The sequence below is a fragment of the Vibrio sp. 378 genome (genome assembly GCF_033339435.1).
The window spans coordinates 695,907-720,577 of sequence record NZ_JAWOUO010000001.1; the positions used below are offsets into that span (position 1 = coordinate 695,907).

General features: G+C 43.8%; 20 protein-coding genes and 1 pseudogene. 11 read left to right on the forward strand and 10 right to left on the reverse strand.

Annotated elements, in window-relative coordinates; all coding sequences use genetic code 11:
- Window positions 1-482: 482 nt before the first annotated feature.
- Both R7Q48_RS03000 and R7Q48_RS03005 read right to left on the reverse strand, forming a co-directional pair.
- Window positions 483-1,679, reverse strand: a complete 1,197-nt coding sequence (locus R7Q48_RS03000) for a lipase family protein (protein WP_104980635.1) — start codon at window positions 1,677-1,679, stop codon at window positions 483-485.
- Window positions 1,679-2,227, reverse strand: a complete 549-nt coding sequence (locus R7Q48_RS03005) for a DUF6795 domain-containing protein (RefSeq protein ID WP_242013371.1) — start codon at window positions 2,225-2,227, stop codon at window positions 1,679-1,681. Before R7Q48_RS03005 ends, R7Q48_RS03000 begins: the two co-directional genes overlap by 1 nt.
- A 328-nt stretch (window positions 2,228-2,555) precedes the next feature.
- On the opposite strand from R7Q48_RS03005, the gene R7Q48_RS31710 reads away from it, so the two are divergent.
- Window positions 2,556-2,810 (forward strand): transposase, encoded by a 255-nt coding sequence (locus R7Q48_RS31710; RefSeq protein ID WP_137282670.1) that lies wholly within the window; start codon window positions 2,556-2,558, stop codon window positions 2,808-2,810.
- Between the two features lie 203 nt (window positions 2,811-3,013).
- Window positions 3,014-3,166 (forward strand): annotated as a pseudogene (locus R7Q48_RS03010) (YcxB family protein); the annotation flags it as partial.
- A gap of 119 nt (window positions 3,167-3,285) precedes the next feature.
- Here R7Q48_RS03010 and R7Q48_RS03015 read toward each other — a convergent pair.
- The 3 genes from R7Q48_RS03015 to R7Q48_RS03025 form a co-directional block, all read right to left on the reverse strand.
- Window positions 3,286-4,026: a helix-turn-helix domain-containing protein gene (locus R7Q48_RS03015; RefSeq protein WP_213910190.1), complete on the reverse strand. Its 741-nt coding sequence runs from the start codon at window positions 4,024-4,026 to the stop codon at window positions 3,286-3,288.
- 104 nt (window positions 4,027-4,130) lie between these two features.
- Complete coding sequence (locus R7Q48_RS03020; protein WP_256902711.1) at window positions 4,131-4,592, reverse strand: carboxymuconolactone decarboxylase family protein; 462 nt, start codon at window positions 4,590-4,592, stop codon at window positions 4,131-4,133.
- A 198-nt stretch (window positions 4,593-4,790) separates the two neighbouring features.
- Window positions 4,791-5,702, reverse strand: coding sequence for a DMT family transporter (locus R7Q48_RS03025; RefSeq protein WP_025767810.1), 912 nt, complete (start codon window positions 5,700-5,702; stop codon window positions 4,791-4,793).
- A 93-nt stretch (window positions 5,703-5,795) separates the two neighbouring features.
- On the opposite strand from R7Q48_RS03025, the gene R7Q48_RS03030 reads away from it, so the two are divergent.
- The 3 genes from R7Q48_RS03030 to R7Q48_RS03040 all read left to right on the forward strand — a co-directional run bounded on the left by R7Q48_RS03030 (window position 5,796) and on the right by R7Q48_RS03040 (window position 8,447).
- Window positions 5,796-6,701 (forward strand): LysR family transcriptional regulator, encoded by a 906-nt coding sequence (locus tag R7Q48_RS03030; protein WP_213874240.1) that lies wholly within the window; start codon window positions 5,796-5,798, stop codon window positions 6,699-6,701.
- A 266-nt stretch (window positions 6,702-6,967) separates the two neighbouring features.
- A complete protein-coding gene (locus tag R7Q48_RS03035; RefSeq protein WP_225452537.1) occupies window positions 6,968-7,795 on the forward strand; it encodes an MBL fold metallo-hydrolase in 828 nt (275 codons plus the stop codon).
- Window positions 7,796-8,045: 250 nt separating this feature from the next.
- Window positions 8,046-8,447, forward strand: a complete 402-nt coding sequence (locus R7Q48_RS03040) for a VOC family protein (RefSeq protein WP_005376435.1) — start codon at window positions 8,046-8,048, stop codon at window positions 8,445-8,447.
- Between the two features lie 242 nt (window positions 8,448-8,689).
- Here R7Q48_RS03040 and gcvP read toward each other — a convergent pair whose 3' ends face one another.
- The 3 genes from gcvP to R7Q48_RS03055 form a co-directional block, all read right to left on the reverse strand.
- A complete protein-coding gene (gcvP, locus tag R7Q48_RS03045; protein WP_256902710.1) occupies window positions 8,690-11,554 on the reverse strand; it encodes an aminomethyl-transferring glycine dehydrogenase in 2,865 nt (954 codons plus the stop codon).
- 126 nt (window positions 11,555-11,680) lie between these two features.
- Window positions 11,681-12,061 carry a glycine cleavage system protein GcvH gene (gene gcvH / locus R7Q48_RS03050; protein WP_005376432.1) on the reverse strand — a complete coding sequence of 127 codons (381 nt, stop codon included), beginning with the start codon at window positions 12,059-12,061 and terminating at the stop codon, window positions 11,681-11,683.
- A gap of 53 nt (window positions 12,062-12,114) precedes the next feature.
- A complete protein-coding gene (locus R7Q48_RS03055; protein WP_005376430.1) occupies window positions 12,115-13,410 on the reverse strand; it encodes a serine hydroxymethyltransferase in 1,296 nt (431 codons plus the stop codon).
- Window positions 13,411-13,789: 379 nt separating this feature from the next.
- Here R7Q48_RS03055 and R7Q48_RS03060 point away from each other — a divergent pair, with 379 nt between their 5' ends.
- Both R7Q48_RS03060 and gcvT read left to right on the forward strand, forming a co-directional pair.
- Complete coding sequence (locus tag R7Q48_RS03060) at window positions 13,790-14,413, forward strand: helix-turn-helix domain-containing protein (RefSeq protein ID WP_005376429.1); 624 nt, start codon at window positions 13,790-13,792, stop codon at window positions 14,411-14,413.
- A 260-nt stretch (window positions 14,414-14,673) separates the two neighbouring features.
- Window positions 14,674-15,792 carry a glycine cleavage system aminomethyltransferase GcvT gene (gene gcvT, locus R7Q48_RS03065; RefSeq protein ID WP_047103535.1) on the forward strand — a complete coding sequence of 373 codons (1,119 nt, stop codon included), beginning with the start codon at window positions 14,674-14,676 and terminating at the stop codon, window positions 15,790-15,792.
- A 70-nt stretch (window positions 15,793-15,862) separates the two neighbouring features.
- Here gcvT and vdeR read toward each other — a convergent pair whose 3' ends face one another.
- Window positions 15,863-16,591 (reverse strand): efflux transporter transcriptional repressor VdeR, encoded by a 729-nt coding sequence (gene vdeR / locus R7Q48_RS03070; protein WP_005376423.1) that lies wholly within the window; start codon window positions 16,589-16,591, stop codon window positions 15,863-15,865.
- A gap of 160 nt (window positions 16,592-16,751) precedes the next feature.
- On the opposite strand from vdeR, the gene R7Q48_RS03075 reads away from it, so the two are divergent.
- From R7Q48_RS03075 to R7Q48_RS03090, 4 genes are all read left to right on the forward strand, one after another.
- The gene (locus R7Q48_RS03075) at window positions 16,752-17,825 is read left to right on the forward strand and encodes an efflux RND transporter periplasmic adaptor subunit (RefSeq protein WP_017820965.1); all 1,074 of its coding nucleotides are present in this window, start codon (window positions 16,752-16,754) and stop codon (window positions 17,823-17,825) included.
- Entirely contained in the window at window positions 17,825-18,886 is a 1,062-nt protein-coding gene (locus R7Q48_RS03080) for an efflux RND transporter periplasmic adaptor subunit (protein WP_213987622.1), read from the forward strand. The genes R7Q48_RS03075 and R7Q48_RS03080 overlap by 1 nt, the downstream gene beginning before the upstream one ends.
- Entirely contained in the window at window positions 18,886-21,945 is a 3,060-nt protein-coding gene (locus R7Q48_RS03085; RefSeq protein WP_256902709.1) for an efflux RND transporter permease subunit, read from the forward strand. Before R7Q48_RS03080 ends, R7Q48_RS03085 begins: the two co-directional genes overlap by 1 nt.
- Window positions 21,946-22,120: 175 nt before the next feature.
- Complete coding sequence (locus R7Q48_RS03090) at window positions 22,121-22,831, forward strand: hypothetical protein (protein ID WP_256902708.1); 711 nt, start codon at window positions 22,121-22,123, stop codon at window positions 22,829-22,831.
- A gap of 82 nt (window positions 22,832-22,913) precedes the next feature.
- On the opposite strand, the gene fruA is transcribed toward R7Q48_RS03090, so the two are convergent.
- Window positions 22,914-24,653, reverse strand: coding sequence for a PTS fructose transporter subunit IIBC (fruA, locus tag R7Q48_RS03095; RefSeq protein ID WP_213970396.1), 1,740 nt, complete (start codon window positions 24,651-24,653; stop codon window positions 22,914-22,916).
- Window positions 24,654-24,671 lie beyond the last annotated feature (18 nt).

Here is a 24,671-nt window from a genome sequence, read left to right on the forward strand (position 1 = left end):
TATGCGGAAGAAACTTATTCGATTTGAGGGGGCTATCCATGGGATTGCGATTCGAGCCCCATGGGAGGCGTTCGAAGTTTTAGGGAAAGTAGCCTATGAGAATGGAGTGTACAGCGAGAATCGAACCTACATCATCATCAGCTTGGAAGGGAGCGCAGTTCGGGTTTTGTAAGAGCTATTTCCCATTAAATCTATTTAATGTCAATTGTTTAAGTTACTTTTCCAACAGAAATCCAAAAACAGTTGAAACTGTAAACCTACATTTTGGCTCCTAATCACGAATTTGAAAATAGTGAAAAATTCATTATTTTCAAATTCGTTTTGATAAATCGCGCCCCGATTTGGTTAGAAAGTTTCATCTAAAAAGTGCTTAATAAGAATCCCATTTAGCGGCGTTATGTCAATGTCACCAGTTAACTTATGAGGTGATGAGTTCACCTCTAACTAAGCAATCACGTTACTATGCCATTGCAATGGTTAGGTTAACTTAGCAACGATATCGCTTGTTTAGATACTCTGACTAGTCGTCCAATGGTTCTTTCGAAAACCCATCTAATGAATCGGGCGGATAGATCCTCAATGATGGTCCCATAGTGACCGGCAAAAACAAGCATATGGCCTAATAAGCCTTTTAGTTGCTCTTCATTGCGCTTAGATGATTTAGCAACGGCTTCTAGCTTTCTTGAAAGCCAATCATAAAAGGTCAAGCCAGCAATCACGCCTGCTTGAATCGTTACCGTTGACAAAAGAGCCACATCTTTCAAATAGGTGATAAGTGCGCCCTGTATTCTATCTGCCCAATACTCCGAAAAAGAAGCTTGATTTCGTTGCTCATACTTTAGACGGATAGGGGTAAATAAGTGGTCATTCGATTTCCTCTTCAACGCTCCCCAAGAATCCGAGGAAGCAGTGTTTAAGTAACCCGGATTTTTGTTTCTTGCCATCAAATGGGCTGATATGCTTAATCCAGTGCCAGAGTCCAAGCGGTACTCGCCTGTTGAGATTGGAGCATGAATAAATGGCCAAAGCGGTATTTTTGGTACAGGATCAGCACCATGCGTACATCGATAAACACCATCGTTTAGCTTTTCCGATGAGCGTGCGTATGCTTCCAGACCAACTCTAGGAGCGCCAAAGGTGTATAAGGTGGTTCTGACCTTCATCTCACTACGCACCCAATCAGCGCAAAGTGATGCGAGCGCTCCACCTAAGCTGTGCCCAACGCAATGTATACGTTTTGGTTTAGGATTCATCTGCATAATATACTGCTTCAACTTGGGGCTAAGACTTTGAAAACAATTGTTGAAACCAGCATGAGCGGGCGAACCGTTTGGTGATCCTTTCACCCCTATATTCGCATTTGTGATCCAATCATTAGCATTTTGTGTTCCTCGAATTGAAATGACAATTTCATTCTCAAATGTAGAACCTTTACCAGTGCCAACCACTGCAAACGCCTCTGAAGTTCTCATCAAGCCAGGGATAACTTTACGCAATACCGGTACATTGGATAAACCCGCTACACCGCCTGTAAAACCATCAAATACATCATTTTCAGAAAAAGAAAAGTGATTTGAAAAACTGTTTTTGCCCGGCATGATAAAACGGCCATTATTTTCATAAGCTTTGTAAGGAATATCCGCTATTTCTGAAGCCATTTTTGGTGTTAACTTTGCCATTACGTGTCCTTATTTAGTAATATTTTTTCAGAAAATCCTTTCAAATCACACCTACTAATAATTTCAAGATCGAGGCCATTCTCAACAAATTTATTTTTAAAAAAGTAACGATATTCGTCCGAATTAATCTCACAACTTAAATCAAGAAGATTATCTGAAATAAATTCATAGGGTTTCACGTCAGAAAAGCGAGCCTCTAGTAAGTAGTATTTTTTGCCATCTACAAAAATGTAAATACCAATGTAGCTAGAGGATTCATGAAGGGCAGGTTCTTTAAACGTCTGATAGTGGTATGTAGGTTCGAAATGAAAATAACCATTTTCTGACGTAATTGTCTCGGTGATATAACGGTTTTTAGAAAAAGCCGTGTGTAGATAAACTACCTCGCTAGTAAACGCTTTCCCGTCTAAGTATAAGCGACCAGTGATCTCTGAGCTAAGTATGTATTGAAACTTTTTTGATTTGAAGAAATTAAACATATCTGCGTTACAACCTGTTGAGAGCAATAATATTGTGGCACTCATAAGGGAAACCAGTATTTTAGTCATTTTTTTACCAATATTGTACATAGGTCAACCCATATCCACGCGTGAGACGATACTATGTCCTAATGCTCTCAAGTGCTAGCCTAGGACCGCCCCAATTCTCAAAAATAAGTCATGTCAAAGCTTATATCTAGGCATACTTTAAAAAATAATGTAAATGACATGTCTATTACTTTCATGGGGTAAACATAAGTAGACTCCCTCTGGCAAAAAAATACCGAGCTATTCGTTAAAGTACTTATCCACGTCCATTTCGTAAGCTTGCATACTCATTGTCTCATTCTGAATTCTTATCATGAAGATCAGTTAACAATAGCCACCGCGCAGATGGTTGTTTTTTATAACCGATAAAACATGGAGCCATCTCAACTTTTTTCAGCACCATTGCTATATCACAGCGAAAATACCTCGAGTTCACTATAAAGCTCATCGATGTGCCTGGGCAGGTTGGAGTGGTGTCAAAGATGAGCTTCCGAAAGCGAATGTTACTCTCGACTGGTTCCATGTAGTGCATTTATTTACACGAGCTGTTGATGACGATCGAAAAACAATGACATGCAAAAAGCTCTTCGTTGGGCGGTGTTAAAGAATGCTGAGAGTCCGATGACAGATAAGCAAGTACAAGCTTTAGTTGACTAGAGCCAGTAAGAAAAGTCCTAACAACCTTAGAAAAGCACTCAGAGAGAATACTTCGACGTTGGAGCTCGACCTATGCTAATACTGAGAATTTTGACTGACCGAGGCACTGAATACTGTGGCCGTGTTGAACAGCATGATTACCAACTCTACCTAGCTATCAATGAAATCGACCAACTCGAACAAACTGATTTGGGCTTTATCCTTCACCTTGGTAAACAACGCCAATACATCAGCAAATCTTGCTTAAGCGAAGAAGTGATCGCGTTTATGGTAGAGCGGCACGCGGCATCAAAAGCGAGCTAACCAACTCACATCAAGCTGGAATGAGCGATCGAAAAAGTAGGTGATATATGATCGAACATTGTAACAAGTATATGGTCGATTCTGAATCAATGGGGTTTGATGTAGAAAGCTAATAAGGTTTAGAGGTTTCTCTTTCGGACATACTGCTTCGGTGTCATGCGCGCAATCTGCTTACACTCTCTAGTCATGTGTGCTTGATCGGAAAAACCTTGCTCCAGCGCCAACTCCGATAAAGTAAGATCGGGTTGCGCTCGGAGTTGCTCTAAAGTGTGCTTCACTCGTTTAATGCGTTGGTAATGTTTAGGAGTAATCCCCAACCATTTCTGAAAATTGCGCTCTCTCTGGCGCTGACTGATGGTCCCTGTAGGTTGGTCAATAATGTGGCCGACATACTGCGGTTCATATTCCTCAATCAGTGTTTGAACCCAGCGATATAACGTAGAAATCCTTGCATATGGCGAACGAGCTGTTTGCAGAGACTCAAATGTTGCTAGTGCAGAAGAAGCCAAAGGGTGGTCGTCTTGAATCCGCAATAGCTGTTCTAGACGTTTACCAAATAGTTGATAACCAACAGCAGGATGAAAGCGTACGCCAGTCATCACCGCGCCTGGCGGTAGGCAGACCTGATGTGCCAGAATGCTTATAGGCAGTAGGACAACCCCCGGCGTCTGCCACTCACCATCTATTTGTACTTCATTCTGTAAAATGAATACCACACCTGTACCAGCATCACTGAGTAATTGTTTACGTACGGTTTGCGTCGTATCAGGTTTGACGGATGCTGACCAAATGGCTTGAACATAGCCAGCTAAAGCCTTTTGAGGTTTTAAAATATCAAATTCTAAGTTCAAATGAATCATCCTATTTAACCTCAACTTAAATGAGAAAGTGATACACATGTACTTTTCATCCTATTAAGTTGAGGTATAAGCAGTGGCTTACAAGTAAGAACCGTCAAATAGAATTATCGAGGTTTATAGACTCCAACCTTTGGCTTAAATGCCTTAACTATTCGGTTCCAACTATTGATCGCGTTGATCGCAATTGTTAGGTTGACCATAGCTTCTTCTCCGAAGGTATTCAAGGTCAGCTGATAGGTATCATCATCTACTGGTAGGCCAGCGGTTAGTAATTCAGCCCAGCCTAGTGCAACGTGTTCTGCATCGCTGTAGAATGGCATATCTCTCCATGCACTAAGCCCCCATATGCGTTCCGGCTTTTCACCTAACTTAAGCGCATCTTTACTATGCATGTCGATACAAAATGCACATTGATTGATTTGCGATATGCGTAACTTAACCAGTTCCCATATGATCATGTTCATGGTTTCTGATTGGCTAAATTGTTCATGGAAGTAAGCTTCCTGAGCGTACAGGATTTCTATTGCCTTTGGCGCTACTTCAATATAGTTGAGTCGTTTTTTCATGGTCATTCTCCTTTGTTTTTTACATAGTAAAAAACGCTCTTAGCAAAAGATTGAAGATTTTCGACATGCACTCAATAAAGTTAGATAAAAGAGTGAACGACGAAAGCGAAAAAGTGTACCTATTGGAAACCAAGAAAACTCATGCCAATTAACAAAGTATTGCGCATAAATAATGCGACTTAAGGTTGGCGTCTATTTTTACTCCACCACCTTCCGTAAACGAGCAAAAGGTGCTGAGTTACCTATATACACACCAGCCGCAACGATAAAGACGCCTAAAACATTTTCCCATTGAGCCTGCTCACCAGAAATGAACGAAATCAGTAGAGTGAATACCGGCATAATATTAAATAATGGAGACATCTTATCTGGACCAAGAACGATAGCGCCTTTCATCCAAAAGTAATAAGCAATCAAAGTTCCAAACAGGCTCATGTAAGCTATTAATGCTAGGTCTTTAAATGTTATGGCATTTAAGCTACGGCTAAAGTCGCCGTGGTACATCGCTATAGCGACCATTTGAATGGCACCAATACTTAACACCCAACGTAACTGCTGAGTTACTGGGATATGAGATGTTAAACGCTTCGCTAGAATTGTGTATAAACACCCACTAATTAAAGCAAATAACATGTATAGATCACCAATATTACTATTGCTGCTAATAGAATGAATATTTCCCCCTGTAATGACGATTACCACTCCACAAAAACTGATTAGTGCACCTAAAATAGTTTTAACCGAAATGGAAGTCTTGAGAATAACGCCCGACAACAAGATAGTGACAAGTGGTAGGTTTGCCTGAACAACCGCTGCGTTAACTGGGGTAGTAAATCTCATTGCAGAGAAAATAGAGAAGTTTTGGATAGTTACACCCACGGTTGCTATAACAAACAACGACAACATACTTTTTCGTGTGAGTTTGGCTCCATATGGAGAGCGTTTAGTACCTCTTATCAGTAAGAGTATTAAAGCTGCAACGGAAAATCGTAACGTCGCTGAATCCAAAGGAGAGACATCGCTATTAATAGCCTTTATTACGTTAAAGTTACTAGACCAAAAAAAGATAGCGACAACAACACCGCACCAAATTGATAAATGCTTAGACATAGATCTTCCTGATAAAAATTAACTTGACGCGATAATGCTATATATTTCATATTTGATTTTTAATAGCCAAATTTAAGAGGGTTAATCCCAAATATGGAACGTCACTCTTTGGATGACCTTTTGTTATTCGTTTCTGTTGCTCGCTATCAAAGCCTAACACAAGGATCTGAGCGTCTTAATGTCCCGTTAGCCACGCTAAGCCGGAAGTTAAAAAGGCTGGAAACAAACTTAAATTGCAGACTATTTAACCGCAGTGCACACCACTTTGCGTTAACAACTGATGGCGAAAAATATTATCAACTCTGTGAGCCGTTACTTCTTAGCTTAAATAATGTGACATCGAGAATTGCGACTGAGCGTCAGTCTTTAAGCGGAACGATCAAAATATCAGCGCCAATTAACATGACACAGATGTGGTTAAAGCGGTGCGTTTATGAATTTGCAGAGCAACATCCGAAGATATGTATCGATTTAGATGTACAGAATGAAAAAATCAATCTTGTATCTAACCGTGTCGATGTTAGTTTTCGTCTTGGTGATCTTATTGAACAAGACTGGATTGCTCAGAAATTATGGTCGATTCCATTTGCGCTTTGTGCATCACGAAGCTATTTAGAACAACACCAACCGATTACCCATCCAGAACAACTTGTTCATCATCGCCTAATTACGGTAAACAACGACAGCCAATGGAAATTAGTTAATCAAATCACCAATGAAACATTTGATCATCCGCTAAAGTTTCAATTCACTTCAAATGATGTACTACTAGTTAGAGACGCCGTCATCCATGGTTTAGGAATTGCGTGGATTCCAACCTATTACTTTCATGAGCTAAATCATGATCAACATAACCTGCTGCCTTTGTTGCCAGAATGGCAATGCTCGGGTAAAGAAGTATTCATTATGTATCGAGACCGCGATAAAAGGCCTGCAAGAGTTGATGCATTTATTGAACATGTCTTAAATTGGAAAAATCGCATTCAAATGTTTGCTTGAAAGAGGTTTATCACATTGTGCTGTGCCGCTAACCTCAAGTGAAGCTTCATGACTCTGCTTCAATTGAGTTCATTTATTTAACCTCTAAAAGAATCATGAATACATAGGCAGTTAATAGGATTCGAGTTTACAAGTGATTCGGTCAGCTAAAACTCAAGCTAAGTAGAAAGTATTTGCAGTTGTATTTGCCTCTGAAAATCGTTTAGAGCTTTCTCATCCGCGAGGTTCTATAAGAAATTATTAAGGATATATTTGTGTGTGATTTCGTGAAAAAAATTATTGTAGGTTTACTTTTCAGTGCTTCGTCTTTTGCTTCCTTAAGTCAATATGTTCCAGCAATGAATGATAAGAACGGTTATGTAGAACCATTTCAAATGTTTGATAATGTCTATTATGTAGGAGACAAGTGGGTCTCATCATATGCCATTGCTACAGACGACGGACTCGTTATCATTGATACGCTTGACTTCCCTTACTCTGAGTGGATACCTATCAACCTAGAGAAGCTAGGGCTAAAAGATAAGCCAATAACGCACATATTGGTAACTCATGGGCATTCTGACCACGTTGGAGGCGCCCAGTTACTTCAAGAGAAGTATGGTTCCAAAGTCGTGATGACCAAAAGCGCTCATGAACTATCTATACAGCAATCAAACAAAAGCGAAGGTGAGAACAAGTTCCTTCCTCCAAATTTAGACATAGAGATAAAAAGCGATAGCTCTATGGCTATTGGTGGACATGAGTTTAAGTTCTATCTCACACCTGGCCACACGGAAGGTGATTATTCCTTAGACTTCACTGTTGAAGATAATGGCGAACAATATCGTGCTTTTATCGTTGGTGGGCATAGCGTAAGTAGCAATGATCCAGAAGTTATTGGCCAGTTCCTGACTAGCATGGAGAAAATTAGAAAAATTTCACTACAGGCACCTATTGTGAACGTTAACCTTTCGAACCATCCACATAAAAATTTCCTTTTTGAAAATAGGAAGAAGCTCGGCACAAGCGGTAACCCGTTTATCAGTGAGGCAAACTTCTTCATGTTCCTTAAGCAACAAGAAGATTTAGCTAAGGGAAAACTAGAAGAACTATAATACCGTGGTATACGAGCAGCCTTCTTTATTAGGTTAGAGATTTGCTCTTGAGTTATAGCTAAGGCTTTAATAAGTTGCTCAATCAAGATTCGACACTGGTGGCAGCTATATTGTTTGTCGGTTCTAGTGACAAAGGCGCCGTGCGTAAGCATTCGTATTGTGTGCCTTACACATTTGCAAGGCGTTATGTGCTTTCTAGAAAAGTCTCAAAATAGAGTACAATTAGCGTTTTGACACAGCGGAAATCATCATGGCCAAAACTGTTCAGCAGCAAATCGGAAACATTGCTCTAGTCGTTGAAAATTACGACGATGCTATCGAATTCTATACTCAAAAACTTCAATTCACTCTGGTTGAAGATACCAACCTAGGTTGTGGTAAACGCTGGGTTCAAGTTTCTCCTCCAAACTCCAATGGTACAAACCTACTTTTAGCTCAAGCGAGTACACCGGAGCAAACGCATGCAGTAGGAAATCAAACAGGTGGTCGTGTTTTCCTGTTTCTGCAAACTAATGATTTTTGGCGTGACTACGAGTTGATGAAGAAAAATGGTGTTGTATTTAATGAAGAGCCTCGTGTGGAAGAATACGGGACAGTGGTGGTGTTCCAAGATCTCTATGGTAATAAGTGGGACTTACTGCAACTGAACTGAGAAACTACACAGCACCTGCATAACATAGTGTTCATGAGGAGTTTCCAACAAGCCTTTAAGGCTCTGAGATATTAGTGCTAATTCAAAGGTTCTCAGAAGTTACTGTATTTCTAAATCACTTTTGTGCAAACAATAACTAGCCATCATTCCTTCTCGATGTATCAACAAGTGTTAGGGCGGCACACCAAAAACAAAAAGGCGAACCAAACGGTTCGCCTTTGTTTATTTAGATTCTACAAAAATTAATCTTCGTAGTTATCGATGCTTGGGCATGAACAGATTAGGTTACGGTCACCGTATACGTTATCTACGCGATTTACCGTTGGCCAGTACTTCCAAGATTTGGTCGCTTTAGACGGGAAGCAGCCAATCTCACGAGAGTAAGGGCGGTCCCAATCTTCAGCTGAAAGATCAACTTGTGTGTGTGGCGCGTTAACAAGTGGGTTGTTATCCAGTGGCCATTCACCGTTTTTCACTTTCTCCATTTCTTCGCGGATAGCGATCATCGCATCACAGAAGCGGTCCAGCTCTTCTAGATCTTCCGATTCCGTTGGCTCAACCATTAGCGTGCCCGCTACAGGGAACGACATAGTTGGTGCGTGGAAACCGTAGTCCATTAGACGCTTCGCGATGTCTTCTTCGCTGATACCTGTTTCTTCTTTCAGCGGACGAATGTCGATAATACATTCGTGCGCTACGCGGCCATTTTTGCCACGGTAAAGAACAGGGTAGTGTTGGCGAAGTGTTTCCATCACGTAGTTTGCGTTCAGAATTGCTACTTTTGTAGCATCTGTTAGGCCAGCTTCGCCCATCATTGCGATGTAAGCCCAAGAGATAGGCAGGATAGAAGCGCTACCCATATCTGCTGCTGATACTGCGAAATCTGCGCCTTCTACACCGTCTTCAATATGCCCTGGTAAGAAAGGAGCTAGGTGAGATTTCACACCGATAGGACCCATACCCGGACCGCCACCACCGTGCGGGATGCAGAAGGTTTTGTGTAGGTTTAGGTGAGAAACGTCTGAACCGATGAAGCCTGGTGATGTTAGACCAACCTGCGCGTTCATGTTAGCGCCGTCTAGGTAAACCTGACCACCGGCGGCATGAACCATTTCACACACTTCTTTCACTTTCTCTTCGTAAACGCCGTGCGTCGAAGGGTAAGTGATCATAATGCTTGATAGGTTGTCTTTGTGTTTCTCGATTTTCGCTGCTAGGTCGTCGATGTCGATGTTGCCTTCTTCATCACACTTAACCACAACCACTTTCATTGACACCATAGATGCTGTCGCAGGGTTAGTACCGTGCGCAGAGCTTGGGATCAAACATACGTTGCGGTGACCTTCGCCACGGCTTTCGTGGTAGCGTTGAATCGCGATAAGACCTGCGTACTCACCCGATGCACCAGAGTTTGGTTGTAGTGAGAATGCGTCATAGCCAGTGATTTCACATAGCTTTTCTTTAAGGTCTTTTGCGAGTGCTGCGTAACCAGCTGCTTGTTCTGCTGGTGCGAACGGGTGGATCGAACCAAACTCAGGCCAAGTTACTGGAATCATCTCTGCTGCTGCGTTCAGCTTCATCGTACAGCTGCCCAGTGGGATCATGCCGTGCGTGAGTGAGAAGTCTTTGTTCTCTAGCTGTTTTAGGTAACGCATCATCTGTGTTTCGCTGTGGTGCGTGTTAAACACAGGGTGTGTTAGATATTCTGTTGTGCGGCGCAATGCTTCTGGAATGGCTGCAAACTCGTTGCCTGCGATTTCAGTTGATAGTGCTGTGACTTCTTCTTTCACACCGAATACTGCGAATAGGGCTTCTACATCTGCCACGGTTGTGGTTTCGTCGAAGCTCACACCTAGCTGAGTACCCAACTTACGTAGGTTGATGTCTGCGGCTAGTGCTTTCGCGTATAGGTCTTCAGTTTGTGCACCTGTGTTGATAGTGATGGTGTCGAAGAAGCTGTTGTGAGCAAGCTCGAAGCCGCCTTTAGTTAGGCCAGCGGCTAGGATGGCTGTCATGTGGTGCGTACGACGAGCAATCGTGCGTAGACCTTCTGCGCCGTGGTAAACCGCGTAGAAAGACGCCATGTTCGCTAGCAGTGCTTGAGCAGTACAGATGTTTGATGTCGCTTTTTCACGACGGATGTGCTGTTCACGCGTTTGCATTGCCATACGCAGCGCTTGGTTACCGTTGGTATCGATAGAAACACCGATAACACGACCAGGCATTGTACGCTTGTGCTTATCACGAGTTGCCATGAAAGCAGCGTGTGGACCGCCGTAACCCATCGGCACGCCAAAACGTTGTGCTGAACCGATTGCTACGTCTGCGCCCATTTCACCTGCAGGTTTAAGTAGGGTAGAAGCAAGAAGGTCCGTTGCTACAGTCACTAGTGTTTTGTTTGCTTGCGCTTTAGCGATGATGTCCGTTAGGTCACGAACTTCACCTGTTGTACTTGGGTATTGAACTAGTGCGCCGAACACGTCTTGCTCTGGTAGTGATTCTAAAGAACCAACCAAGACTTCAAAGCCGATGAATTTCGCACGAGTTTTTACCACTTCGATGGTTTGTGGGTGAACGTCGTCAGCAACGAAGAATACGTTGCTCTTGCTTTTACCCGCACGCTTACAAAGTGTCATCGCTTCTGCTGCTGCCGTTGCTTCATCGAGCAATGACGCGTTCGCGATTTCCATACCAGTAAGATCCATCACCATTTGTTGGTAGTTTAGAAGTGCTTCTAAACGACCTTGTGAGATCTCTGGTTGGTAAGGGGTGTAAGCGGTGTACCAGCCCGGGTTTTCCATCACGTTGCGTAGAATCACGTTCGGCGTGAAGGTGTTGTAGTAACCCTGACCAATGAATGTACGTTTAACTTGGTTCTGATCGGCGAACTTACGCATTGCTGCCAGCATGTCTGCTTCGCTTTTCGCTTCTGCCAAGCTCATTGGTTGCTCTAGGCGAATTTGTGCTGGTACGGTTTCGTCGATAAGCGAATCTAGGCTAACTGCGTTGATCGCTTCCAACATTTTCTGTTGGTCAGATTTGTTTGGTCCATTGTGGCGAGCAACGAACTCGTTTTGTGTGCTGAGGCTTTGAAGTAATTCAGTCATTGTCCTTTACCTACTCCTTGGTTCGGGTAACGGATTTGCGTTACTGATAAATTAAATTATACGTCCGAACCTAGAAAAAAAGCTGTTCTCTAAACAGGCTAGGGAACAGCTTTCGTCACATCCTAATTACTCTTCTTCGATAGAGTTTAGGTATTCGTCTGCGTCTTTCAGGTTATCTAGTTCAGATACATCAGACATCTTCACTTTTACGATCCAGCCACCTTCGTACGGCTCTTCGTTAATTAGCTCTGGGCTGTCTTCTAGTTCTTCATTGATTTCTACGATTTCACCAGTGATTGGTGCGTAGATGTCTGACGCTGCTTTTACAGATTCAACGAGAGAGAAGCTTTCACCTGCTTCAACTTCGTCTTCTACGTCTGGTAGGTCAACGAATACCACGTCACCTAGCATTTCTTGTGCATGCTCAGAAATACCAATTGTTACTGTGCCGTCACCGTTGTCACGTACCCACTCGTGGCTATCTGCAAACTTCAGTGTTTTGTCCATTGCTTAATCTCCGAATAACTTGTCAGGAATTATTATGATTTCAAAAAAATCGTTTACTGGTATAGAGGAAAGCGACTGCAAAGTTCTTTTACTTCTTTGCGAACGCGTTTTTCAACTTCTGCGTCACCTTCAGGGTTGTTCACTAAACCGTCCAGTACGTCACCAATCCAATTACCGATGAGTTTGAATTCTTCAGCGCCAAAGCCGCGGCTTGTACCCGCAGGCGTTCCTAAACGGATGCCCGATGTAATCATAGGCTTCTCTGTATCGAATGGGATGCCATTTTTGTTACATGTGATCCCAGCACGCTCTAGAGCTTCTTCTGCTTTATTGCCTTTCAACCCTTTCGGACGAAGGTCAACCAGCATTAGGTGCGTGTCTGTGCCACCAGTTACGATGTCGCAACCGCGAGTTTGCAATACTTCCGCTAGGACTTTTGCGTTATTGATCACCGAATCAATATAAGTTTTAAATTCAGGGCCAAGCGCTTCACCAAATGCGACCGCTTTGGCTGCGATAACGTGCATCAGTGGGCCACCTTGTAGGCCAGGGAATACGGCTGAGTTGATTTTCTTAATGATGTCTTCGTGGTTAGTAAGAATCATACCGCCGCGAGGGCCACGCAATGTTTTGTGTGTTGTAGTCGTAACAACGTGTGCGTGTGGCAGTGGGCTAGGGTGTGCGCCTGTTGCGATAAGACCAGCGATGTGCGCCATGTCGACCATAAGAATTGCATTTACTTCGTCTGCGATTTCACGGAATTTTGCAAAGTCGATAGTACGTGGAATAGCGCTACCACCTGCGATGATCATTTTAGGTTGGTGCTCAAGTGCAAGCTCACGAACATCTTCGTAGTTAATTTCTAGTGTTTCGCGATCAACACCGTATTGAACTGCATTAAACCATTTACCAGAAAGTGCAGGGCGTGCGCCGTGCGTCAGGTGACCACCTGCGTCTAAAGACATACCAAGAATGGTGTCACCAGGTTGAAGCAGTGCCAGCTTTACTGCGCCGTTTGCTTGTGCGCCTGAGTGTGGTTGAACGTTTGCGTATTCACAATTGAAAAGTTTTTTTGCGCGTTCGATAGCAATGGCTTCCACTGTATCTACGTGCTCACAACCACCATAGTAACGGCGACCTGGGTAACCTTCAGCGTATTTGTTTGTTAGGCACGTGCCTTGAGCTTGCATTACCGCTTTAGACACGATGTTCTCAGAAGCGATAAGTTCGATTTGTTCGTTTTGGCGAGCGGATTCCGCTTGAATTCCAGCAAAGACAGCATCATCTGTCGCAGAGAGGTTGGTAGAGAAAAAGTTTTCCAAGCTGTGGTTAGGGTAACTCTTATTCATGGTAGTTGACCTTCCAAATCTGAAAATGAACCCGCAATAGATGAGTTATGATTTGCGGTTGTGGTTCATTTGTCCTCAAAAACAGCTGAACTGCGTAGCAGAACAGAGTGAACATCCGGCCCTAAATTTGGGCAAAAACTCCGTTGGATTGCGTGTTTCCTTTACCAATCTCTTACGGAAATATGCATCTCTACATCTAACAAGTTGGTAACATAGCGCCTGTGACGGGAACAATCAACCAAAAATTTCCTATAGGAAACAAGATTTCAAAATTTGTTAACAAGAGCACGCTTTAATTCACTTGGTGGACTTCTATCCACTATGTGCTTCATGCACAATGCGAGTAAGACAAAAAATATGGATATCTATAGAGGGATTTATGGCAGAAAGTATTTACGATGAATACCCATCGATGACGTTGGCAAAAGAGCAACATGACCAAAATATCGAGCCGTTAAAACTGGGCCAGCGTATTAAGGATATCCGCTCGAAACTCGGTATCACATTAGAAGAAGCGAGTCAGCGAACCGGGCTTGCTCGATCTACACTGAGCAAAATAGAAAATGAGCAGATCTCCCCGACGTTTCAAGCGATGCAAAAATTGGCACTAGGCTTACAAATTGACATGCCACAACTCTTTGAGCCACCTAGAAAAAAGGTAGCGACAGGGCGCAGGGATGTTACCAAGAAGAATGAAGGTAAACCACACCCAACACAAACCTATGAACATGAACTGCTCGCGACACAACTTTCCAATAAGAAAATGATGCCGTTTAAGAGCCAAATTCGAGCTCGTAGTTTTGATGAATATAAAGACTGGGTTCGTCATGACGGCGAAGAATTTTTACTTATCTTATCTGGCGAGGTTATGTTCTATTCTGAGTTTTACGAACCTGTTGTTTTAAGCGAGGGAGACAGCGTTTATTACGATGCAAATATGGGACATATGTTGACCAGTGTTAGCGAGGAAGATGCGCTCATTTTGTGGGTGACAGCCAAATAGTGATAAATACTTGTAAATTTCCTATAGTGAAAGCAAACGATTGCTGTTGGTGGTCGTTATGATGAAAAAGCGCTTTTTTGATGAGAACTTGCTCATTAAAGCGCTTTTTTTGTACGATCGGTTGTGATTAAAATGTTAAGAGTCACACTTTTGCAAGTCGAACTACGTCTTGTTCGTGCAAAATAGAATGAGCCATGTTTATTATTGGAAACACATCGAATGCCGATAGCATTCTCGGGTCTATCTAAATGGAGACGAAAATGACTCAAGAACTACTGAAAACACCACTACACGCACTTCACGTTGAAGTTGGTGCCAAAATGGTCCCGTTCGCGGGTTACGATATGCCTGTTCAGTATCCTCTAGGCGTAAAGAAGGAACACTTACATACTCGTGATGCGGCAGGTCTGTTTGATGTTTCTCACATGGGACAGCTTCGCCTAATTGGTGACGGTGCAGCTGCGTTCCTAGAAACATTAGTCCCAGTGGATATTGTGGATCTTGAGTCTGGTAAACAGCGTTACGCTTTTTTCACTAATGAAGAGGGCGGCATCATGGACGACTTGATGGTGGCTAACCTAGGCGATCATCTGTTTGTGGTTGTGAACGCAGCATGTAAAGCGCAAGATATCGCACACCTACAAGCGCATTTACCATCTGGTGTTGAGCTAGAAACTATCGAAGACCGAGCTCTACTTGCAATCCAAGGCCCTAAAGCGGCGGCTGTATTGGCGCGTTTTGCACCAGAAGTTTCTGAAATGCTGTTCATGGATATTTGTAAAGTCGATGTTTTAGGCGCCGAGTGCATTGTTTCTCGTAGTGGTTATACAGGCGAAGACGGTTACGAAATCTCGGTTCCTGCTGACAAAGCGGAAGAGCTAGCACGTAAACTGACTGCGGAAGATGAAGTTGAATGGATTGGCCTTGGTGCTCGTGATTCACTTCGTCTTGAGTGTGGCCTTTGTCTATACGGTCATGACCTAGACACAACAACAACACCTGTTGAAGCGAGCTTGCTATGGGGTATCCAAAAAGTTCGTCGTATTGGTGGTGAACGTGAAGGTGGTTTCCCTGGCGCAGACATTATTCTTAAGCAGATTGAGACTAAAGATGTGGCGCGTAAGCGTGTGGGTCTAGTAGGTCAAACCAAAGCGCCAGTGCGTGAAGGTGTTGAACTGTTTGATGCTGACGGCGTTAAAATTGGCGTTGTAACCAGCGGTACGGCGGGTCCGAATGCAGGTAAGCCAGTCTCAATGGGTTATGTTCGTGCGGATTTGGCGGCGATTGGTACTGAAGTGTTCGCTGAAGTGCGTGGTAAAATGCTACCAATGACAGTTGAAAAAATGCCGTTCGTACCACAACGTTACTACCGTGGTTAAAACGAATTGAAACAAAAATGCCGAGCTTTGTAGCTCGGCATTTTTATGTCTTCTTTTCGCTTGTTTGCTTTTAGTTTACTGCTTCATCAATAGTACAGCACATATCAATAACGATATCTTCAAGCTTTTCCGGATGAATCATCTCTTCTTTTGGGATCCCAAATTGAGAGGCCATAATGGTATTAAACAATTCCCAATGCTTGATCAGCAGTTTTTCGCGATTATCTGCAATATCCGGCCATGTTTCTTGCATCATTGGCGCGAGACTGACAGCACCATGTGCGAAGATCAACATTTGCCACTTTGATTCCCACTGATCAAATTGTGCATTAGGGTTTTCGCTGTTGTACTGCTCGAAAATTCCGGTAAATATTGCAGCGAACTCATCTTTTGACTTTAAGAAATACTGCAGTAGAGCACCGTCATCGCCTTGTCGAATGGCATCGGCGATCATCTGTACTGGATGAGGATTGACGAGAGCAAATGCTAGCATGCGAACCATAAACAGATAAATTTTTCTATTCGAAGGTGTGTTCTCCGGCATTTCATTGATGAGTTCAGCCATATAGCACTGCATGAACTCGTCCATTGCATCGCTAACCGCTTGCCAGATTTTCTCTTTGCTGCCGAAGTGGTGACGGATCAAACTATGTGAAACACCAGCCTTTTCACTGATATTGCGCAGCGAGACACGCTCGTAACCAAGTTCACAAAACATATCTGCTGCCACCTTAAGGATCAGACACTTAGTTTGTTCTGCTGCTTCAGCACTTCTACGCCCCTGCTTTCTTTCATTCATAGTTCGAATTTTCCCGAATATTAATCACGCGCTTACTTTTACCAGAAACCGAACGCTTTGACTAATTAATTTGCTATCCACCTGGAAAATATGTTGATCAATTTCAAATTCTGCTTATACTGCACGGCTGTGTAATATATAAAACCTACGGAGAAAGCGGGTGCGAAAACAATATTTAAAGCGCACTTTAGTTGGCGCAGTGGTGACATTAAGTCTTTCTGGGATGCTAACTGGGTGTAATAAAGCCATTTCTGAGCCGTCTGAACCTTTAATCAAACCTGTAAAATTACTGGCGGTGAAAGACCTAGAACTTGAAGACTCGCACGCCTTTTTAGCGCGTATTGATGCAACACATCGCGCGCAGCTTTCTTTTCAGGTTGGTGGAGAGGTAGATGAATTACGTGTACGCATGGGTCAAAAGGTCCAAAAAGGTGAAGTGCTTGCAACGTTAGACCCTAAAGATCTTCAGCTTGCGTTAGATGCCGCTCAAGCGCAGTACGCGTTAGCGAAAACACAATGGGACCGCGCGAAAAACCTTTACGGAAAAAAACTCATTAGTACTGATGAGTACGATCAGAAAGAAACTCAATATAAAGCGGCATTGGCGAACTACGAACAAGCTAAAACCGATTTGAGCTATACCAAAATTCACGCACCGTTTGATGGCATTGTGTCATATACCTATGTCAACCCGTTTCAAGTAGTAGCAGAGAAGCAGGAGATCTTGAATCTCATTGATAATACGACGTTGGATGTATCTTTCACCTTGCCAGTAAGTTATGCGGAATCTGTATCACTTGAGTCACTGCAAAACTCCGATATGTGGGTGACGATGGATAGCGAGCCAGGAAAACGTATCCCTGGGCAATTTAAAGAAATTTCGACGCAGCCAAACATCGATACCAATAGTTATGAGGCGATCGTGACCATCACTCGACCAGAAGATCGCAATTTGCTGACAGGTATGACTGGGCAGGTACACATTGCTAAACAACATGTATCGGACGCGATGACGTTACCTCAGTCTGCTTGGGTCAACAAAAATGGGACGCAAGGTGAAGTTTGGGTAATGGACAGAAGCACGCAGCAGGTCAATAAAGTCACTGTGTCACTTGACGCAGCAGGTGGTGTGAAAGCCGGGCTTGATAACAATGATTACGTTGTTATTGCTGGTGTTGAGAGACTGGTTGAAGGACAAGTGGTGAAAGCTTGGGTTCGTGAGGGAGGCATTTAATGAAACGTTCTCTACTTACGATCTCTGCGATTGCACTTGCAGTTTTAACAGGGTGCAAAAATGAAAACCAAGCTATCGTCGAGCAGCCACTTTTTGTGTCGACTATCTCGGTGGATGCACCAGTACAAAGTCAGCATCGCGCGTTCAAAGGCATAGTAGTGCCTGCAGAGCAAACGCCAATGGCATTTCGCCGCGCTGGGGAAGTTCAGCACGTATTGGTTAAAGCGGGTGACGTTGTGAAGCAGGGGCAAATGATCGCAAAGCTAGATGATAGCAAAGAGAAGCAAGCCGTGAATGACGCAGAAGCACAATACACACTCGCAATTCGTCAGCTTAAACGCGGTGAAGACTTGCATGCACGTCAAATGATTTCAAAAGCGGAACTTGATGAGCTAACCGCCAATAAAGAGCTAGCTGAGGCTACTTTCTATAACGCGACCAATCAATTGAATTACACCCGTTTATTCGCCCCGTTCGCCGGTAAAGTATCCGATGTTTTCAAAGAACGTTTTGAGCGTGTGGCAATTGGTGAACCCGTGTTAAACCTATACCAAAACGATTTGGTTTACGTGCGTATTGAGCTTTCCGACAATGTTTTAGCGATGGTAGACCCAAACTCAGACAGCATGAGCTACAAGCCTAGAGCAGCCTTCTCCGGCATCGATGGCAGATTTGCTTTGGACTATTTAGAGCACACAAGTGAACCCAACGCTGAAACTCAAACCTACGAAATGTACTTGACGATGCCACAGCCAAAAACAGAGATATTGCCGGGAACCAGCGTAAGCGTTTTGGTCGATATGGTGAAGGCGGGCATTACCTCTATCGATGGTTACAGTGTTCCTGTCACGGCGCTTCAAGCAGGCAGTGAAGGGAATGAGTTCTTTGTGTGGAAAAAAGAAGGTGACATTGTCACACGAGTGCCTGTCATGATTTCTCAAGTGAATGGCAATGGAGCCATTGTGTCGTCAGGTGTTAGCCAGGGCGATATTCTGATTAATTCAAATCTGCGTAAATTACGCGAAGGTAAACATGTGGATGTTGTGGAGAATAACCAATAATGAACATTGCTGAGTATTCAATAAAAAACAAAGTCATCAGCTGGTTGTTCATTATTATCCTTGCTGTTGGTGGTTTAACGTCATTTTTGGAGCTTGGACGATTAGAAGACCCGGCATTTACGATCAAAGATGCCATGATCATCTCAACATACCCTGGCGCGACGTCAAAAGAAGTTGAAGAAGAGCTGACGTATCCTCTAGAAAAAGAGATTCGAAAACTCCCTTATATCGACAAAATTACCTCTACGTCTTCTAATGGTATGTCTCAAATAACGGTGAGCATGGAAATGGACTATGGTCCTGATGAACTGCCGCAAATTTGGGATGAAATGCGCCGTAAAATTAATGATTTACGACCATCATTGCCTCAAGGTGTTCAGTCTTTACAGATCATTGATGATTTCGGTGACGTTTATGGCGTGATGTTAATGCTCACTGGTGACGATTACGACTATGTAGAGCTGAAACGTTATGCGGATTACCTGACCCGTGAAATCGAGCTTGTTGATGGTGTTGGTAAGGTAGACATCACGGGCGATCAGCAAGAAATGCTATTCGTTGAGATCTCACTTGATCGCCTTGCTGCACTGAACTTAGACATGAATGTGGTTTCGAGCTTGTTGAACCAGCAAAACAATGTGGTTTCAGCAGGGGAAGTGATGGTCAATGGCGAAAGCCTTGTTATTCGCCCAAGCGGCACCTTAAACACTGTAGAAGCACTAGAAAATCTGATCATTCATGGCCGTGACACAGGAAATCTAATTCGTCTAAAAGACGTAGCAACGATTTCTCGCGGTATTCAAGAGAAGCCAGGCAACGTCGTACTCTTTAACGGTCAAAAAGCGATTAATATCGGTATCTCGTTTGCATCGGGTGTGAACGTGGTTGAGGTTGGTGAACGTTTGGATGCGGAGCTCGCGAGCCTTGAGTCTATCAAGCCTGCTGGCATCGATATGAACTACTTTTACAACCAAGCCAATGAGGTGGATGAATCTGTTAAAGCGTTTGTAATTAGTCTAGCGGAGGCAGTGGCGATCGTAATCATTGTGTTGCTGTTTACTATGGGTTTACGCAGTGGTGTCATCATTGGAGTTGTGTTGTTATTGACGGTATTTGGTACCTTCATTTTGATGAATTACAACAACATCGAACTGCATCGTATTTCTCTTGGCGCGTTAATTATTGCCTTAGGTATGCTGGTTGATAACGCGATTGTTGTCGTGGAAGGCATATTGGTTGGCCTAAAGAAAGGGCGTACCAAAGTTCAAGCGGCTGTCGATATTGTAAAGCAAACACAATGGCCTTTGCTGGGCGCGACTGTTATTGCAATTACGGCTTTTGCACCTATCGGCTTGTCGCAAGATGCGACAGGTGAGTTCATGGGCTCTCTATTCTGGGTGCTGTGTTTCTCACTATTTTTAAGCTGGATTACCGCTATTACACTGACGCCTTTCCTTGCCGATCTTTTGTTGAAAGAGGAAAACAAAGAGCAAGGTACTAGCGAAGATGATCCTTATAAAGGCTGGTTGTTTGTCGTATTTGGGGCATCGCTGAAATTTGCATTGCGATTCCGCTGGCTTACCGTTGCTGGCATGGTGGCGCTATTAGTGGGTGCTGTCGTGGCATTTGGTAATGTAAAACAGCAGTTCTTCCCACCATCGAATACGCCGATGTTCTACGTGGATATGTGGATGCCAGAGGGTACTGACATCCGTGAAACGATCAATAAAGCTGAAGAGGTCGAAAGCTACATTCGTCAGCAAGATGATATTGACTTTGTTTCTGCTTCGATTGGGCAGGGCCTACAGCGTTTTGCTTTAACCTATCAACCAGAAAAAAGTTACGAAGCGTACGCTCAGTTCCAAGTTCGCGCGACTGATCGTGAGAAAATGTTTGGTTTACTGCATAAGTTAGATGAGAATCTGGCGAAAACATTTGATGCGCCTACGTTCCAGTTTAAATTGATGGAATTTGGTCCATCACCAGCGTCTAAGATCGAAGCGCGTATTACTGGCCCTGATCCACAAGTTTTACGTGACTTGGCGGTGCAAGTTGAAGACATCCTTCATACCGATCCTGGTGCCCGAAACATTCGTCACGATTGGCGAGAGCGCACCAAGGAACTTGTACCCGTTTTCAATGAGTCTAAAGCTCGTCGCTTAGGTATTTCGAAAGAAGATCTTTCAAGCACACTGCAAATGGCGTTTGGTGGTAGCACCTTAGGTTACTTGCGTGATGGTACACATACGTTGCCAATTATGACACGCCTTCCTGAAGAAGAACGCGTAGATTTTGAATCACTACAAAACGTGACCATTTGGAGTCCTTCGTTGCAAACGTATATTCCGGTTGATCAAGTGATTGATGGCGTTCAACTGGATTGGAGTGAGCCGCTAATTCAGCGTCGTGACCGTAAGCGTACGTTAACCGTTCTCGCGGACCATGATGTGTTGAGTGACGACACGGCAGCAAGCTTATTTGCTCGTGTACAGCCTAAAGTGATGGCATTGCATGTTCCAGAAGGATACGAAATCACATGGGGTGGTGAGTACGAATCATCCAAAGATGCACAAGAAGGCCTATTCGGTTCATTGCCGATGGGTTACTTGTTGATGTTCATCATTACTATTTTATTGTTTAACTCAATCAAAAAGCCGTTGGTCATTTGGTTCACCGTTCCGTTAGCGATCATTGGCGTTGCTTTTGGTTTGCTTACCACGAACATGCCGTTCAGTTTTACAGCATTCCTTGGTTTGTTAAGCCTAAGTGGCATGATTTTGAAAAACGGTATTGTGTTGCTTGACCAAATTAACCTTGAGTTGGAGTCTGGTAAAGATCCTTACCTCGCGATTGTTGATAGTGCGATAAGCCGCGTTCGTCCGGTAAGTATGGCGGCACTAACAACTATCTTGGGGATGATTCCACTGGTCTTCGACGCCTTCTTTGGCTCGATGGCAATAACGATTATGGCAGGTCTTGGTTTTGCTACTGTACTGACACTGATAGTGGTGCCAGTGATGTTTGCAATTCTGTTTAGGGTAAAACCGACCACTGCATAGGGACTCCTGGCTATTTGCCAGCTTCCTGCCTAGCCCTGAAGGTTTTCTTCGGGGCTTTTTTGATCTTACTAATATATACCAAACCATTCATTTGCTTGATTTTAATGATTGTCTTACGATTACAATGCAAATCATGCGTATACTGATGTAACGACACATCAAAGATTGAGATTACATGAATAAGCGCATATTAAACGGACTCTTCTTCGTTGGTTCTTTCACCTTGGTTGGCTGCACCGCGACGGATAGCATGCCGACAGAAACCAAACAACCTGCCCCTAAAGTCAACAGTGTTAGTGCTGAAGTCATTTCCAGTTGGATTGATAGTAAGGTTTTAGCCCCTGAAGGGTTGTCGCTCGAGCAAGACAATCTACGTTATCTATCGGGTAGCGCCGACCTAAACAGCGACGGCAAGGCAGAATACATAGTGTTGCTTCAAGATCGTTATTTCTGTGGTAGTGGTGGCTGCTCTGCATATATGTTTGATAATGAGGGAAACGTTATCAATCGAATGTCGGTAACTCGCACGCCTATTGTACTAGCCGACAGTTACAGTAATGGTTGGCAGGACTTTATCGTTTGGAGTAATGGCTCATATCGACTCATGAGTTACAACGGTGAGTCTTATCCAAGTAACCCGTCACTAGAGCAAAAGGTGGATCGAGACGCTAACCAGCAGGCGGCAATCGCAAATGTAATGGCGACAGAGCTTTATCAGCAAGACGGCTATGACATTCTGCCCGCAGAGTCAAAAACCTTGTGGACGCCAGCTAACGTTTACCACTTTACCTTCAAGCACTACGGTGACCCGCATAGCGCTTATCAAGCAACGGTGGATATGAGCAGTGGGGAAGTAGACATTGTAGCCGTTCCGGCTGCGGAATAAAAAACACCTCCCTTAACCGGAATTAAAGGGAGGTGCTAAATGCCAAATTCGAGGGTGGCATTGTTAACCGGAGTCGCTCTAATTAAGCTGCGACTTCTTGTTTCGCTTCTGCTTTGCTTTTTAAGAATGCGTAAGTAAAGCCAGTTACCGCTGTACCTGCTGCAATAGCCACTAAATACATTAATACTGGTGAAATTGCGTTAGGAATTAGCAGCACGAATAGACCGCCGTGTGGTGCCATTAATTTCGCACCGAATAGCATCGATAGGGCACCAGTAAGTGCGCCACCTGCCATACAAGATGGAATCACGCGCATTGGATCTTTCGCAGCAAATGGAATTGCGCCTTCAGAGATGAAACAAAGGCCCAAGACAAATGATGCTTTACCTGCCTCACGTTCATTTTGTTCAAATTTGTTCTTCGCAATGAAGGTCGCTAAACCCATACCTAGCGCAGGAACCATACCTGCGGCCATGATTGCCGCCATTGGCGCGTAAGTTTGTGAAGCCAAAAGGCCAACACCAAATGCGTAAGCGGCTTTGTTGACAGGGCCTCCTAGGTCGAAACACATCATTGCGCCAAGGATAATACCCAGTAGTACTGCACTGTCAGATCCCATGTTGTTTAGGAAGTCAGTCAGGCCGTTCATGATGCCTGAAACTGGGCCGCCTACGATGTAGATCATGACAAGGCCAGTGAACAATGTTGCTACAAATGGAATGATCAGAATCGGTTTAAGCGCCTCCATCGATTGTGGCAGTTTCACCTTATCTGCGAGGAGTTTCGCTGCGTAACCGGCAATGAAGCCAGCTGCGATACCACCTAGGAAACCAGCACCCGTTGAACTTGCTAGCATACCACCAACAAGACCAGGAGCCAGACCAGGACGGTCAGCGATTGAAAACGCAATATAGCCAGCAAGTACAGGAATCATCAATGCGAATGCAGAGCCACCACCAATGTTCATCAAGGCTGCTGCTAGTGTGCCTTCTTCTTTAAATGCTTCAATACCAAACACGAACGATAGGGCGATGATCAAACCACCAGCGACAACCACAGGCAGCATGTGCGATACCCCTGTCATCAAGTGTTTGTAAGCGCCTTTCTTCTCGTCTGCTGCCGAAGCAGAATTTGCAGAACCTGAATGTTGGTAAATCGTGGCTTGCTCGAATGCTTTGTCCATCTCTTCGGCTGTTTTTTTCAGAGCTGGGCCTGTTTTCGTGCGGTACATCTTTTTTCCGTTAAAGCGATCAAGTGGCACTTCAATATCCGCAGCAATGATCACCAGATCGGCGTCTGCAATTTCTTGCTCAGTCAGTTGGTTTTTAGCGCCAACTGAACCACGAGTTTCCACCTTGATTTGATGGCCACGACGCTTGCCTTCTTCTTCTAAAGCTTCTGCCGCCATAAAGGTATGCGCAACGCCAGTAGGGCAAGCGGTGATTGCAACAATTTTCTTCGCTGCTGATGTTGTATCTGCAGTGATAGGGGCTGCAAGTGTGGTTGCTTTTTCAAGTAAAGTGGCGTTTTCAACCGCTTGCTGGAGAAACGCAGTTGCGTCTTTTGCTATTTCGCTAATTTCCGCTTGGTAAACCTTTTTTCCTACAAAACGAGAAGTGTCGACGCTAGTATTTGCCGCAATGACAATGACTTCGGCTTGTTCAACGTCAGCTTCCGTCAATAGTGTTGGTTCAACCACACTTGATTGACATTCTATTTTGGCATTCCAGTTTAATTTTGCGGCGGCTTGTTCTAGTAATCCTGCCGCAAGGATGCTATTTGCTACACCGCTCGGACAGGCAGTAATAATGGCAATATTCATACGATAACCTTCTGTTCC

Coding starts and splice junctions, on each gene's coding strand:
- R7Q48_RS03000 (WP_104980635.1), bottom strand. CDS start 1,679: ATGGCAAAGTTAACACCAAAAATGGCTTCAGAAATAGCGGATATTCCT.
- R7Q48_RS03005 (WP_242013371.1), bottom strand. CDS start 2,227: ATGACTAAAATACTGGTTTCCCTTATGAGTGCCACAATATTATTGCTC.
- R7Q48_RS03015 (WP_213910190.1), bottom strand. CDS start 4,026: ATGATTCATTTGAACTTAGAATTTGATATTTTAAAACCTCAAAAGGCT.
- R7Q48_RS03020 (WP_256902711.1), bottom strand. CDS start 4,592: ATGAAAAAACGACTCAACTATATTGAAGTAGCGCCAAAGGCAATAGAA.
- R7Q48_RS03025 (WP_025767810.1), bottom strand. CDS start 5,702: ATGTCTAAGCATTTATCAATTTGGTGCGGTGTTGTTGTCGCTATCTTT.
- R7Q48_RS03030 (WP_213874240.1), top strand. CDS start 5,796: ATGGAACGTCACTCTTTGGATGACCTTTTGTTATTCGTTTCTGTTGCT.
- R7Q48_RS03040 (WP_005376435.1), top strand. CDS start 8,046: ATGGCCAAAACTGTTCAGCAGCAAATCGGAAACATTGCTCTAGTCGTT.
- gcvP (WP_256902710.1), bottom strand. CDS start 11,554: ATGACTGAATTACTTCAAAGCCTCAGCACACAAAACGAGTTCGTTGCT.
- gcvH (WP_005376432.1), bottom strand. CDS start 12,061: ATGGACAAAACACTGAAGTTTGCAGATAGCCACGAGTGGGTACGTGAC.
- R7Q48_RS03055 (WP_005376430.1), bottom strand. CDS start 13,410: ATGAATAAGAGTTACCCTAACCACAGCTTGGAAAACTTTTTCTCTACC.
- R7Q48_RS03060 (WP_005376429.1), top strand. CDS start 13,790: ATGGCAGAAAGTATTTACGATGAATACCCATCGATGACGTTGGCAAAA.
- gcvT (WP_047103535.1), top strand. CDS start 14,674: ATGACTCAAGAACTACTGAAAACACCACTACACGCACTTCACGTTGAA.
- vdeR (WP_005376423.1), bottom strand. CDS start 16,591: ATGAATGAAAGAAAGCAGGGGCGTAGAAGTGCTGAAGCAGCAGAACAA.
- R7Q48_RS03080 (WP_213987622.1), top strand. CDS start 17,825: ATGAAACGTTCTCTACTTACGATCTCTGCGATTGCACTTGCAGTTTTA.
- R7Q48_RS03085 (WP_256902709.1), top strand. CDS start 18,886: ATGAACATTGCTGAGTATTCAATAAAAAACAAAGTCATCAGCTGGTTG.
- R7Q48_RS03090 (WP_256902708.1), top strand. CDS start 22,121: ATGAATAAGCGCATATTAAACGGACTCTTCTTCGTTGGTTCTTTCACC.
- fruA (WP_213970396.1), bottom strand. CDS start 24,653: ATGAATATTGCCATTATTACTGCCTGTCCGAGCGGTGTAGCAAATAGC.